The organism is Rheinheimera sp. ATLC3, assembly GCF_059429535.1.
Genome location: NZ_CM182103.1, coordinates 2,613,892 through 2,627,501 on the forward strand (window position 1 = coordinate 2,613,892; position 13,610 = coordinate 2,627,501).

Annotated in this window: 14 protein-coding genes; 7 read left to right on the forward strand and 7 right to left on the reverse strand. The window is 51.7% G+C overall.

Features of this window, described 5'->3' with window-relative positions; genetic code table 11:
* Window positions 1-5: 5 nt before the first annotated feature.
* The 3 genes from AC5SV9_RS12120 to AC5SV9_RS12130 form a co-directional block, all read right to left on the reverse strand.
* Window positions 6-326 (reverse strand): helix-turn-helix domain-containing protein, encoded by a 321-nt coding sequence (locus AC5SV9_RS12120; protein WP_475150036.1) that lies wholly within the window; start codon window positions 324-326, stop codon window positions 6-8.
* On the reverse strand, window positions 323-1,642 hold the full coding sequence (locus AC5SV9_RS12125; RefSeq protein ID WP_475150034.1) for a type II toxin-antitoxin system HipA family toxin: 1,320 nt from the start codon (window positions 1,640-1,642) through the stop codon (window positions 323-325). The genes AC5SV9_RS12120 and AC5SV9_RS12125 overlap by 4 nt, the downstream gene beginning before the upstream one ends.
* Before the next feature lie 159 nt (window positions 1,643-1,801).
* The gene (locus AC5SV9_RS12130) at window positions 1,802-2,293 is read right to left on the reverse strand and encodes a thioredoxin family protein (RefSeq protein WP_475150031.1); all 492 of its coding nucleotides are present in this window, start codon (window positions 2,291-2,293) and stop codon (window positions 1,802-1,804) included.
* Between the two features lie 335 nt (window positions 2,294-2,628).
* On the opposite strand from AC5SV9_RS12130, the gene katG reads away from it, so the two are divergent.
* The gene (gene katG, locus AC5SV9_RS12135; protein WP_475150029.1) at window positions 2,629-4,842 is read left to right on the forward strand and encodes a catalase/peroxidase HPI; all 2,214 of its coding nucleotides are present in this window, start codon (window positions 2,629-2,631) and stop codon (window positions 4,840-4,842) included.
* Window positions 4,843-4,877: 35 nt separating this feature from the next.
* On the opposite strand, the gene AC5SV9_RS12140 is transcribed toward katG, so the two are convergent.
* Entirely contained in the window at window positions 4,878-5,921 is a 1,044-nt protein-coding gene (locus AC5SV9_RS12140) for an oxidoreductase (protein ID WP_475150027.1), read from the reverse strand.
* 208 nt (window positions 5,922-6,129) lie between these two features.
* On the opposite strand from AC5SV9_RS12140, the gene AC5SV9_RS12145 reads away from it, so the two are divergent.
* The 3 genes from AC5SV9_RS12145 (at window position 6,130) to AC5SV9_RS12155 (ending at window position 9,010) form a co-directional block, all read left to right on the forward strand.
* Window positions 6,130-6,849 (forward strand): hydrolase, encoded by a 720-nt coding sequence (locus AC5SV9_RS12145; RefSeq protein ID WP_475150026.1) that lies wholly within the window; start codon window positions 6,130-6,132, stop codon window positions 6,847-6,849.
* A 64-nt stretch (window positions 6,850-6,913) separates the two neighbouring features.
* Window positions 6,914-8,665, forward strand: coding sequence for an amidohydrolase (locus tag AC5SV9_RS12150; RefSeq protein WP_475150025.1), 1,752 nt, complete (start codon window positions 6,914-6,916; stop codon window positions 8,663-8,665).
* A 12-nt stretch (window positions 8,666-8,677) separates the two neighbouring features.
* Window positions 8,678-9,010 carry a c-type cytochrome gene (locus tag AC5SV9_RS12155; RefSeq protein WP_475150023.1) on the forward strand — a complete coding sequence of 111 codons (333 nt, stop codon included), beginning with the start codon at window positions 8,678-8,680 and terminating at the stop codon, window positions 9,008-9,010.
* Between the two features lie 6 nt (window positions 9,011-9,016).
* Here the strand turns inward: AC5SV9_RS12155 and AC5SV9_RS12160 are convergent, their stop codons facing one another.
* Window positions 9,017-9,919, reverse strand: a complete 903-nt coding sequence (locus AC5SV9_RS12160) for a LysR family transcriptional regulator (protein ID WP_475150021.1) — start codon at window positions 9,917-9,919, stop codon at window positions 9,017-9,019.
* A gap of 26 nt (window positions 9,920-9,945) precedes the next feature.
* Window positions 9,946-10,344, reverse strand: coding sequence for an OsmC family protein (locus AC5SV9_RS12165; protein WP_273022437.1), 399 nt, complete (start codon window positions 10,342-10,344; stop codon window positions 9,946-9,948).
* A gap of 203 nt (window positions 10,345-10,547) precedes the next feature.
* Here AC5SV9_RS12165 and AC5SV9_RS12170 point away from each other — a divergent pair, with 203 nt between their 5' ends.
* Together AC5SV9_RS12170 and AC5SV9_RS12175 are read left to right on the forward strand one after the other, a co-directional pair.
* On the forward strand, window positions 10,548-10,718 hold the full coding sequence (locus AC5SV9_RS12170) for an entericidin A/B family lipoprotein (protein ID WP_475150019.1): 171 nt from the start codon (window positions 10,548-10,550) through the stop codon (window positions 10,716-10,718).
* 22 nt (window positions 10,719-10,740) lie between these two features.
* Window positions 10,741-11,160, forward strand: a complete 420-nt coding sequence (locus AC5SV9_RS12175; protein WP_495473513.1) for a hypothetical protein — start codon at window positions 10,741-10,743, stop codon at window positions 11,158-11,160.
* A gap of 52 nt (window positions 11,161-11,212) precedes the next feature.
* Here AC5SV9_RS12175 and AC5SV9_RS12180 read toward each other — a convergent pair whose 3' ends face one another.
* Entirely contained in the window at window positions 11,213-12,130 is a 918-nt protein-coding gene (locus AC5SV9_RS12180; RefSeq protein WP_475150016.1) for a pirin family protein, read from the reverse strand.
* 318 nt (window positions 12,131-12,448) lie between these two features.
* Between AC5SV9_RS12180 and AC5SV9_RS12185 the strand changes: the two genes are divergently transcribed.
* Entirely contained in the window at window positions 12,449-13,609 is a 1,161-nt protein-coding gene (locus tag AC5SV9_RS12185; protein WP_475150015.1) for an efflux RND transporter periplasmic adaptor subunit, read from the forward strand.
* Window position 13,610: the final 1 nt, after the last annotated feature.

Sequence of the window (13,610 nt, forward strand, 5' to 3'; positions counted from 1 at the left end):
TGTGGTTAAAGCTCTGCCGGCGGTTTAAGCAGGCTTTCCAACTCGGTGCGCTGGCGCGGTAACACCGCCAGCTCTAGTCCGAGCAATTTAAAATAACTGCGTAAGCTATCTAACCGCGGATTGCCACTGTCATTTTCTATATCGCTTACAACCTGGCGGCTTAAGCCGGTAAGTTTGCATACTTCAGTTTGCGACATTTGCAAGCCTTCGCTACGCAATACTTTACTAATCTGGCCCAGCGTGGTGTTACCTGCCAACATTTGTTGCACCAGACGCTGCTTTAACGCAAAGCGGTCTGCTGTGGTAATTGTTTTTGCTTTTGTCATGGTAATAACCCCCACTTCTGCAGCCTGGTTTCCAGATAGGCAAAACCCATTACCGGCATTTGCATAATACTGGCAGAGACGCCTCGCTCTGTTAGGCGTTTAGGCAAATTTTGTAGTTTGGCGGCCAATTGGCGCAATTCGGTTTTAAACAATTCAGGTTCTCCATAACCACTCAGATTGTCGCATAAGGACAGCCAGTCAATATCACCGCCGCGCTCAAATTCATTGCTCCAATAGGTTGTACGCATGACGACTTCCGGGTCTGCTTTCATTGGTGCAAAATCATAAATAGGCGCCAGTGAAACCTCTGTCGCATGTTTTAGTACCGCCTGGTTTCTGCCATGGTTGTCAGAATTACCAAACACTACGTTCAGTAAATCACGTTTCAGATATTCTGTGGTTAGCTCTGCTGCAGTTTGGTTATTAACCACCTGTATTAGTGCCTTTAAAACCTCTTCGTGTTTCAAATGGCTGCCTGCTGGTTTATTTAACAGCGAGAATACAGATTCCACACCGTAACGTTGTATAGCGCCAGAGCAAAATTCTCTATCAAAGCGTGGCAACCACAGTGATGGCTGTTTACTGCCTTCGTGTAGCCGCAATTTGGCGATGTCCATACTGGCGAACCCCAGCTCTGCTAATTCACAGTAGTAATGGTACTCTGCCCGCAGAATGTCCTGATCTATTAAAGTGTTACCGCGAGGAAATTTCACCAGATAATGTGCGTCAGCACTATTATCATTTTGCAGGGTGTCTATCCATACCTCGCGCTGCTCGGTTAGCCTGACCAGCAGTTTGGGGGCGGCGCCGCCAGCGCCGGTCGCGCCGCCTGATAATGCACCTCGTTGTCTGGCATAGTTTAAAAAGTCATGGTTGCGTTCTATAACCTGAAGCTGGTCAAAGCGCATCTGTTCCAGTGCAGTTCCCTGATGCTCTGCCGCCATTTCAACAGACTCTTTCAAGCGCAAGTTCCCTATAGGTGCAATAGTGCCGGCTTGCAATAAGGTTAAGTCCTGCACCGCAACGGGCTGTTGCTGCAGGCCCAGCATTTCTAGCCATAGGCTACGGGCATAGCCCATTGGCATAATATCTTCAAACACTGCAGGCCAGCTGTTAAAGCTGTAAACATCCATTGGGTTAACCGGATAATTAGCAGAAAAACTGCGCGAACCTGATTCATCAAAATAGGCTGCTGCATAGGGAGTTAGCGCTTGTAATGCCACTCTGCCAAGCTTGCCGGCATCAGGGTTAGCCAGAGTGATAACAAAAGCATCTTGCCAGAGACCGTCATTAAAGGCTTGTAGTGTAAGCTGCATAAATGTCCTTCACATTGCTATTTATGTCTAATATAGCGCACAAAAAAGCCAAAAGAGACATTTTTTGTCTGATATAGGGCACAATTGTCATTGATAAGACAGTCTTGTGTCTTATATATCAGACGCCGTGAAAAGAAATTTAGCGTTATTTAGTTATTGCTACTTAGTTGCTATCTTTGCCAAATCTTCTGCCAGTGACTGCTGCGGCCGCTCGATAATGCGGCCTAGCTCTTTGCCATTTTGCAGCACTATGATTGTCGGCGTGTACTTTAGGTTGTAGTGGCTGTGCAGTTGCTGCGGATGCTGTTTTTGCCGGTTTACGGCCTGTAACTGCAGGTTGTCTGTGGCGATATTGGCTTGTTGTAGTAGTTTTAACAGCCGTGGTACTTCGCGCTCGCTGTCATGGCACCAGGTGCCAAACAATACCACCAGTTGTAAGCCTTGCAGGTTTTGCATTTGCTCAATCGCTATGGCGTCAGGCTGATAACGGGCGTATTCGGCAGCAAATGCCGGATACTGCTTAAGCAAAGCGCCTGTACTGATGATGCCTTCGGCATCGAAGGTGGCTGTTTCAGCCGCGTTTGCCTGGTGGGGAAGTTGGCTGGTGCAGGCTATTAGTAGTAACGGCAGTGCTATTAGCAGGTATTTCATTGGCTGGCTCTTATGCATCGGTTTAGCTGGCTATCTTAGGTAAGCTGCGCTTGGCTTACAATATTTTACGTATCCCCATGCTGACAAAACATAGTAGTGCCAGATGCTGTTGAATCAACTTTTCCGATTACCTCAATCTGTTTATATCACTGCAATTAATCAGGGGTCAGCTTTAATTTATCAGGCGGATTGATGCTACGGCGCCGGGGGGATTACCGGCGTTGGTGTCGTTCTTTGTTACATCCTCCGTGTGGATGCTGCTATCAACTCGGTAGCAGTGTGTAAACAACCGGGTGCAGTAAACCGATGGCACCCCTTCGGACAAGTATAGAACCATGATAAAGAAAACCGTTCCTATGATTTCAGCGCTGGCACTGGCGATATCACTCAGTGTAAATGCAGCCGGTACCGCCACTACTACCACTAACAGTTTCTGGTGGCCGGATAAACTGGATTTAACGCCGCTTAGGCAAAATGCCGTTGAATCTAACCCTTATGGCGCCGACTACGATTATGTGCAGAAATTTAATGCGCTGGATTTAGACGCGTTAAAGGCCGATATCAAAGCAGTGATGACCCAATCACAGGATTGGTGGCCGGCAGACTATGGCCACTATGGGCCGTTTTTTATTCGTATGGCGTGGCACAGCGCCGGTGTATACCGCATTTTTGATGGTCGTGGCGGTGCCAACGGTGGCCAGCAACGCTTTGAACCGCTGAACAGCTGGCCGGATAACGTTAGCCTGGATAAAGCCCGCCGCCTGTTATGGCCCATTAAACAAAAGTACGGCAGCAGCATTTCCTGGGCCGATTTAATGGTGTTAACCGGTAATGTTGCGCTGGAATCCATGGGCTTTAAAACCTTTGGTTTTGCCGGTGGCCGCACCGATGACTGGGAAGCCGAAGTGGTGAACTGGGGCTCCGAAAAACAGTGGCTGGACAACAAGCGCCGTAATGAAAAGGGCGAGTTGGCGAAGCCATTAGCCGCGGTGCAGATGGGCCTGATTTACGTCAACCCGGAAGGCCCGAATGGTGTGCCAGATCCGCTGGCCTCAGCGAAAGAAATCCGCGATACCTTCGGCCGTATGGCAATGAATGACGAAGAAACGGTAGCATTGATTGCCGGCGGCCATACCTTTGGTAAGGCGCATGGTGCCCATGATGCCAAAAAATGTGTCGATAAAGACCCGGCCGCTGCCGGTGTGGAAGAGCAGGGTTTTGGCTGGAAAAACAAATGCGGTAAAGGCCATTCCGAAGATACCATTACCAGCGGTTTAGAAGGTGCCTGGTCGGCCAACCCTATTGCCTGGACCTCGCAATACCTGGATAACCTGTTTGGCTTTGACTGGGTACAAACCAAAAGCCCGGCCGGCCATATTCAGTGGGTTCCGGCCGATGGCCAGGCTGCCAACCTGGTACCGGATGCGCATATCGAAGGTAAGCGCCATGCGCCTATCATGTTTACCTCGGATCTGGCATTAAAAGAAGATCCGGCATATCGCGCTATAGCACTGCGCTTTAAAAGTGACCCGAAACAGTTTGAACTGGCGTTTGCCAAAGCCTGGTTTAAGCTGACCCACCGCGACATGGGGCCGCAGGCGCGTTATCTGGGTAAACTGGTACCCACCGAAGCGCTGATCTGGCAAGACCCGGTACCGGCTGTTGATCACCCGCTGATTGATGCCAGCGATATTGCCAGCTTAAAAAGCAAAATTCTGGCGTCTGGCTTAACCGTACCGCAACTGGTACGTACTGCCTGGGCCGCAGCGGCCAGCTTCCGTGGCACCGATATGCGCGGCGGGGCTAATGGTGCGCGCTTACGGCTTGACCCGCAAAAAGACTGGGCGGTAAACGACCCGAAAGAGCTGGCCAAGGTGCTGAAAACGCTTGAAAAAATACAAGGCGATTTTAATAAGTCACTAAAAGGCGGTAAAAAAGTATCGCTGGCCGATGTCATAGTACTGGCAGGTGGTGCGGCGGTAGAAAAAGCAGCGAAAGATGCCGGTTACCCTGTCAGCGTACCTTTTACACCGGGCCGTACAGACGCCACCCAGCAACAAACCGATGCAGCGTCCTTTGCGGTACTGGAATTAAAAGCAGATGGCTTCCGTAACTATTACAGCAGCGACGCCGCGTTGTCGCCGGCCGAAGCGCTGATTGACCGCGCTAATATGCTGAACCTGAGCGTGCCGCAAATGACAGCACTGGTGGGCGGCATGCGCGTTCTGAATGCCAATAGCGGCGGCAGCAAACATGGCGTTTTTACTGATAAGCCAGGCAGCTTAACTAACGATTTCTTCGTTAACCTGCTGGATATGTCGACGAAGTGGAGCAAGTCTGACAAAGAGCCTGGGCTGTATGAAGGACTGGATCGTAAAAGCGGCAAGCTGAAATACACCGCCACACCGGTCGACCTGATGTTTGGCTCGCATGCCGAGCTTCGTGCGGTGGCGGAAGTTTACGGTGCGAACGACGGCAAAGAAAAGTTTGTACAGGACTTTGTCAGCGCCTGGACCAAAGTGATGCAGAACGACCGCTTCGATATCTGATAAAGCGGTAAAGCTGGCTTGCAATTAGCACCTGTTTACAACTTGGTGCTAATTGCGATTACCTCACCATTGGCAGCGGATTGCTCTGCCAATTGCAGCAGATACATCACATCACAGGCTTGTTCTGCCGGTACCGGGTTTGGCCCTTCGCCACGCAGCGCAGTGGCAATAGCGCTGTAGTACTGCTGATAACAGCCGGGTGCTAATATCTGCTCTGTTACCGTATCAGCGGTGTACAGCCTGGCAGCACACGGATCCTGGCCCCAGCCGTTACTTAATGGCGTTAACCCCTGTTTTAGCTGCTCTTCCTGCACATCCAGGCCAAACTTTTGCCAGCTGCCCTGATGGCACTGTAAGGTAAAACGCGGCGAGGGCGCGGCGCTTAACATAGAGGCACCAAGGGTTACGCCAAAATGGCCGTAATCCAGGTAGACACTAAACCAGTCATCGGTGGTGGCGCCGGGGCGTAGCTGTTTTAGTGTGGCCTGTAACTGCCGCGGCATACCAAACAACAGCAGGGCCTGATCTAAAAGGTGCGGGCCTAAATCGAACCATAAACCGGCGCCGGGCCCGGCCTGTTCGCGCCAGCGCTGACGCACCTCTGGCCGGAAGCGGTCAAAACGGGATTCTAAATGGGCAATATCGCCCAGTGCCTTTGATGCCAGCAACTGCGTTAGCGCGATAAAGTCGGCATCAAAGCGGCGGTTATGAAACACCGACAGTAACAACTGCTTTTGCTGCGCTAAGGCTGTCAGCTTTTGGGCCTGCTCAAGGCTTAAGGCAAAAGGTTTATCTACCACCACATGCTTACCGGCCTGCAGCGCCAGTTCAGCCAGCGGGGCATGGCTGTCGTTCGGGCTGGCAATGACCACCAGATCAATATCAGCGCGGTGGATAACCGCCTGATAATCAGCGCTGACATCAATGGTGTTGCCCAAATCAGCCTGCACAGAGGCCTGTTGTGATGAACCCACCGCCACCAGCGTTAAACCTGGCGTGGCGTTAATCAGCGGTGCATGAAAGGTTTTACCGGCGTAACCATAGCCAATCAGGGCAACGCGAAACTGAGTTGTGGGCATAAGCGTAATATCATCGTTGTTATACGGGCGCTGGTAATACTATCACAGCAACAGCTTTCTACTTTTCATTCTAATTATGAGAACGAATCGTGCTTAATTTGCAAATTTTAATTCTCTTTGAACGGACTAGAATGATTCACATGGATTGGTTAAGCGGTCCCGTCCAGAAACCGAAACCACTATATTAAACATTATTGAGGATAAAAAAATGTTCAAATTAAATACAGCTGTTACCACCTTAGTTGCGTCTGTTTCTCTGTTAGCCGCAGCTACAATGCCTGCTTTCGCCGGAGCACCGGGCAAAGGGTTATTAACACCGGATAACCATACGCTGATCCTGATTGACCATCAGCCGCAAATGGCCTTTGCCACCCGCTCGCACACCATTGAGGAAGTGCGTAACAATGTCACCGGCCTGGCAAAAGCGGCCAAAGTCTTTAAGGTGCCAACCATTCTGACTACCGTTGCCGCCAAGTCGTTCAGTGGCCCATTATTCCCTGAGTTGCAGGCGGTGTTCCCGGAGCAGACTCCTATCGACCGCACAACCATGAACACCTGGGAAGATAAACGGGTAACGGACGTGGTAAAGAAGTTTAAAAAGAACAAAATTGTTATCGCAGCACTTTGGACAGAGGTATGTGGCGTAGGGCCGGTGCTGTCGGCGATTGATGAAGGCTATGAAGTATACTTTGTTACTGATGCGTCAGGTGGCGTAAGCAAAGAAGCGCACGATATGGCAGTACTGCGGATGGTGCAGGCCGGTGCACAACCTATTACCTGGTTACAGTACATGTTAGAGCTGCAGCGTGATTGGGCCCGCACAGGTTCTTATGCCGACGTCACAGGTATTGCCAAGCAACACGCTGGTGGTTATGGCCTGGGCCTGATTTACGCCACGGAAATGTTTAATGCCAAAGAAGGCCAGTAAGTTCAGCTCAGTCATTCTCATTTAATCACAGGGCCACAGTAGTGGCCCTTATTTCAGGGACACTATGATGAAATATATTGCTAAGACGCTGACGGCCATTGCCGGCATGCTGTCACTCAATGTGCTGTCAGCTGACATGATTGTGCACAACGCGAAAATAGATACCTTTGATGGCAAAAGCTACACCGCGTTTTCTGTCACCGATGGCCGCTTTGAACAACTCACCAATGATGCTGCCGCACTGCTGGCGCAAAAAACTGATGACACCCTGGTAATAGATGCCAAAGGCCGCCGCGTTATCCCGGGTATGAATGACTCGCACCTGCATGTGGTAAGGGGCGGGCGTTTTTATAATCTGGAAACCCGCTGGGAAGGCTTAACCTCGCTGGCCGATGCGCTGGCGCTGATAAAGCACAATGCAGCCAAGACGCCAGCCGGGCAATGGGTGCGGGTAGTTGGCGGCTGGAGCCCGTATCAGTTTGCGGAAAAACGGATGCCGACCTCCGACGAGCTAACCGCAGCGGCACCGGATACGCCGGTATTTGTACTGCATTTATACTCCGGCGGTGTACTGAACCGCAAAGCGATAGACGTGCTGGGGTTAACTGCCGATACTGTTGCGCCCAAAGGCAGTTACTATGAAAAAGATGCCGACGGCAAGCTAACCGGCAGGTTGATTGCCGATCCAAACCCACAGATTTTGTACCAGACCATTGCAGCTTTGCCGCAGCTGTCTGCTGCTGAGCAGTTAAATTCAAGCCGGCAGTTTTACCGCCAGTTACTCAGCCTGGGCCTGACCAGCGTGGTAGATGCCGGTGGGGGTGGCCATGCCTTTCCTGATGATTATCAGGCGTCGACAACTCTGGCAGAAACGGGCGAGCTGCCGCTACGGGTAGCGAATTTCCTGTTTCCGCAAACGCCGGGAAAGGAAATGCAGAGCTTCGAAAGCTGGATGCAGCATTATCAGGCCAATCAGAATTTGCACCTGCATATGGATAACGGCTATGTGATAGAAGGTGGTGGCGAACTGCTGGCGTGGAAAGCATCCGATTATGAAAACTTCCGTGCAGCACGGCCGGAACTGGATAAGGCCGCTGATGCCGAGCTGGAGCAGGTGGTAAGGCTGCATTTGCGCCAGCGCTGGCCGTTTCGGATCCACGCTACTTATGATGAGTCGATTACGCGTATGCTGAATGTGTTTGAGCGTATTAATAAAACGCAGCCACTTAACACAGTGCGCTGGATTATTGACCATGCTGAAACCGTATCTGACGCTAACCTGCTGCGGATTAAACAGCTTGGCGGTGCCATAGCCGTGCAGGGGCGAATGGCGTTTGCCGGTGAGGATTTTGTCCAGCGCTATGGAGCCGGGCAGGCAAAACGTACGCCCCCACTGAAAAAAATGCTGCAGCTGGGTATACCGGTAGGGCTGGGTACTGATGGCACCCGGGTCGCCAGTTTTAACCCCTGGGCCACCTATTACTGGGCTGTGTCGGGTAAAACCGTTGGTGGCTATCAGTTGTATGGCGACGATAACCGGCTGGATCGTTTGACCGCGCTACAACTGTTCACCGCTGGCAGTGCGTATTTATCTGGTGAAGAGCAGTATAAAGGCCAGATAAAACCGGGCATGTATGCAGATTTTGCCGTGCTGAATCAGGATATTCTTACTGTACCTGAGCAACAACTGTTGCACACCCGATCTGAGCTGACCGTGGTGGATGGCAAAGTGCGTTACGCCAGCCAAACGCCGTTCCCGGCCTTGTATCAGGCCGCAGAGCCGGCATTACCTGCCTGGTCACCGGTAAACCAGTAAGGAGGAACTCAGATGAAACTCGTTTTTCCCACTTTACTGCTGGCGCTGCTAAGCCCATGGCTGGCAGCTGATGAGGCCGATTACCGCCGCGGGCAAACGCTGTCGCAGCAATGTTTGGGTTGCCATGGTGAGACCGGTATTGCACCGGTGACGACGAACCCGAACCTGGCCGGACAAAATGCAGAATACCTGCAATATGCATTAACGGCTTACCGCGATGGTAACCGTAAAGGCGGCATGGCGTTTATCATGCAGGCCAATGCCAGTAGTTTGTCCGACAGCGATATTACGGCGCTGGCGCTGTACTTCTCATCGCAGACAGGACGTGATGGCAGTAAACCCTAGCACAGCTCACAGATCGGCAGAGGTTGGCAGGTTGATACTCTGATAACGCAGCTCGCCTAAAAAAGTGCGGGCTGCCGGCCCCAGTTTATCGGCGTCGCTAAACAGCAGGTACAAACTGACTTTGCGGCTGGCGCCGCTGCACAGCGGCAGCCGTTGTAGCCGGCCTTGTGTCAGGTCATCCAGAATGGATGTCAGTGGTAGCCAGGCAAACCCCAGCCCTTGCTTAATCATATCGATAGAAGTGCGCATATGGCTGACGGTCCAGCGTTGGTTAGCGCCCAGCCAGCCTTCATCGTGCCGGTTATGGTGGGCCGAGTCGCGCACTACTATCTGCCGGTAGGATTTTAAATCTTCCAGATTCAGCTCTCTGCCAAGCTGCAATAGCGGGTGCTGTGGGCAGGCAACCGCGACAAACTCTATCTGGCACAGTTCTTCGTTAAACAGCTCTTTTTGCACCACCGGTGATACCGCGATGTCGGCTTCAGCGTTTTCCAGTAACTCTTTCGCGCCGGTCAGAATAGACTCCATCAGCTCAATACGCAGCAGCGGGTACTGCTGTGAGGTATTTTCCAGCGCCTTATACAGCATCGGGTGCGGGAAGATCTCGTCCACCGCAATACGCAATCTGCTTTCAATGCCTTCAGCCAGCGTATGCCCAACCTGTTCCACCCGGGCCGCTTCCTGCAGCAGGTAGTTGGCGCGGCGCAGCACTAACTCACCGGCATCAGTCAACAGCGTTTTACGGCCTTCAACCCGGAATAGCTTAACGCCAAGGCTATGTTCTATTTTCTGAACGGCATTATGAATGCTGGACTGGCTTTTATAAATGGCTTGCGCTGCCTGATTAAAACCGCCGTGCTCGGCGACCATAATAAACATACGCCACTGCTCCAGCGAGATCCTAAGCATAGTGCTTGTTTACCTTGTGCGGCGGCTCAGCTGATGCTGGCATGAATTTCAGTGCTGACGGCTGTCATCAGCTTATGGATGGGACATTTTTCCGCAATGGCACCAAGCTGCTGTTTTTGCTCGCTGCTAAGCGCGCCTTGTAATTTCAATTGCACATTCAGCACATAGACACCCTGGGCTTCACGGCTGTTATCACGCTCTATAATAACGTCAATATAATCCAGCGGCAGTTGCTTACGTTTGGCGTACATCATCACCGTGATAGCTTTACAGGCAGCCAGCGCGGCATCGTATAAATCATGCGGGTCCGGTGCGCTGTCGTCACCACCGAGTTCTTTGCCAACATCAGCAAATACGGTGTGCTGGTTGATACGGATAGTCTGGCGGTAGGTGCCGCTGTCACTTTTACGCAGTTCAATACTCATATATCACCCTTCTGCTGCCGGTATGAATTAATTTCCGTATCCGTTGTAATTACTACACAAGTATACAGCACTAAGCAACAGATATCTCTATAAAAAACAATGACATAGTGTTGGCTTGGTTCTTGCTGTACCACAGCTGAACACCTTGCAGATGCCAGTGTACGCTTTGCAAGTCCTTAGGATCAATCGGGAGGAGCAGTCTGATGAACAGTTTTACTCGTGAACATAGTCGTTTTAATGCAAAGCGTTGCCTGGGTTTTATGCTGGCTGCGCTGCTGAGTATCAGTGTGGTGGCGTGCGCCACTGTTGAAGGTGCAGGCAAAGATATCGAATCGGCCGGTGAAGCCATTCAGGATGCAGCAGACGATAATTAACTTTTAAACAGGAACTTACATCATGTATCGCTATATGAAACCAACATTTATGCTGTCAATGCCCATTGTAGTGTATCTGACCGTTTATGCTGTGGGGATCGCCATGGACAACGATCTTTTCCATTATCTGGCGGTGTATATGGCAGCCTGCTGTGCCATGTTAATGTTGTTTGTTGTTGCGCGTGAAAGTGATGATTATAAAAGTGCACTGGCGGCGGTCGCTTTTGGTGCCAGTGTCTTCTTCGCGTCATCTTATTTTATTCAGATGCTAAGCCAGCCAGCTTATCAGCGCCCCAACTATGCTGCCCCGGTAGCGGTATCGCCAGCGGCGTCGGTTATTCAGCGCTGGTTAGTCGGCCAGGCTCAAAGCCAGCCGGAGCTGATATCGGCTGAAGACACAGAGCCGGCATTGGCGCAAACGCTGGAGCATACTAATGGCTGATACAAAAATGCAGTGTTAACACCCGGCGCTGGTGCCGGGTGTTAACCTGTAATCAGTTTACCGGGTAGGGAATAAACTCTTCTTCATCGCCAACGACTTTGGCGAAACGATCGGCCATCCAGTCCTGCTTCGCCTGCTCAATACGCTCTTTGCGGCTGGAAATAAAATTCCATTCTATAAAACGCTTACCCATACTCTCGCCGCCTATCAGTGCGATACGGCTATCAGCGGTGGCTTCAATTTCTACGCCAGCGGCCTGATGCAGCACGACCATTGCGTGTTCGGGTACTACAGTGTCTTTTAGCCGCAACCCGCCTTTGGCAACGTACACGGCACGTTCAGCACAATCGGGCAGGGTTAAACGCTGACCTTTTTTCATAAAGGCTTCAACGTACAGCGTTTGCGCATAAGTTTTTACCGGTGATGTTTGGCCATAAGCGCTGCCCATCAATACCCGAACGGCAACACCGTCAACGTCGACAGCTGGAATGCTATGGTTGGGGTAGTGATAAAATGCCGGGTCTGTTTCTTCATCCTGTTCCGGTAACGCTAACCATAGTTGCAGGCCATGCAACGTATGTGCGCTGGCGGTCACTTCAGACCGCTCCCGTTCGGAGTGCACTATGCCACTGCCGGCAACCATCAGGTTAATATCGCCCGGTGTAATGGTCTGGTAACTGCCCAGCGAATCGCGGTGCAGAATTTCACCTTCGAACAGATAGGTAACGGTAGCGAGGTTAATATGCGGATGTGGCCGCACATTAATGCCTGAGCCTGCGGCAAATTTGGCCGGGCCCATATGATCGAAAAAGATCCACGGCCCGACCATTTTGCGCTCTTTGGTTGGCAGTGAGCGGCGCACAGAGAAGCCGCCCAGGTCTTTGTCTCGCGGTTTAATCACGATATCAACGGCGCCGCAGCCGCTATCAATGTCACAGTCCAGTTCATCTGTTTTGGTTTCAGTGCTCATGTAGAAGCTCCACGGGTTGCGCTGCATTTTTTGCAGCGTATTAAAATAAATCAACAGTATAGGACAATAGCTGCGAAATAAAGCACGCATAAAACCGGATAAAAACAGTGGTTTTTTTCACCTGTCAGATCACTGTAGCAGCCTGGTCTCTGACAGCGGCTATACTGGTTTCTCTGGTTACTGAACAGCTTTTTTATGGCGTTGGTCGCGCTGGTACAGCTGGATTATTGATTACATACAACCTTGTATGTATATTGCCGTTCTTATTCTGCCTGAACTATACCCGGGATTTTCAGGCAGCCTCTCACAGGAGTTTGTATGCGTGTAAAAATGAAGCTGTTCACTGCACCGGTAGTGGCATTGTTAATGGTGGCCTGCAGTGAGCCCCAGCAGGCAGGTGGTCAGGCTGCGCCTCAGGCGCCCGAAGTAGCCGTAGTGACACTGAGTACCAGTTCGCTGGCGTTAACCACTGAATTGCCCGGCCGCACCACTGATTTCCGTCAGGCTGAGATCCGTCCGCAGGTTAGTGGCATTTTACAGCAACGTTTATTTACCGAAGGCCAGCAGGTTGAGGCCGGCCAGGTGCTGTACAAAATAGACGCCGACCCTTATCAGGCTGCGCTGGCCAATGCCAAAGCGAATTTAGCCAGTGCCAAAGCGGTGGCGCATAACGCCCGTTTAAAAGCCGATCGGCTCAAAGGCTTGCTGGGCAATAAAGCGGTAAGTCAGCAGGATTACGATGATGCCCAGGCCGCGCTGATGCAGGCGGATGCCGCTATTGCCAGCAGTGAGGCCGCGCTGCAGACAGCACAGATAAACCTGAACTATACCCAGATTAAAGCGCCGATTTCCGGCCAGATTGGCCGTTCAGCCGTTACCGAAGGTGCCTTGCTGACGGCTAACCAGGCGCAGGTGATGGCGACAATACGCCAGCTCGACCCGATTTATGTCGATTTAACCCAGTCGAGCAGTGAGCTGCTGAAACTGAAAAAGCAAATGCAGGGCGATGCGCGTGACAGCGTGACGGTTGATTTACTGCTTGATGATGGCAGTGAGTACAGCGAGCAGGGCAGCCTGCAGTTTTCCGAAGTAAATGTTGACCCGAGCACCGGCATGGTAACGCTGCGGGCCGTGTTCCCGAACAAAAACGGCGATTTGCTGCCGGGTATGTTTGTGCGTGCCAGGCTGCATCATGGCACTGACGATCAGGCGCTGCTGGTGCCGCAGGCTGCGGTTAGCCGCACACCCAAAGGCCAGGCTTCGGTGATGCTGGTTAACAGCAACAACGAGGTAGAAGCGCGTTTAATTGAAACCGGCCGTACTGTTGAGCAAAGCTGGCAGGTGACGTCCGGCCTGAGCGCCGGTGATACCGTTATCGTTGCCGGTCTGCAGAAAGTGAAACCCGGTGCCAAAGTCAGAACGGTACAAGCGCAGAATTCTGCTGACAGCAGCAAAAACAGCCCTGCTGTTTCACAATAAG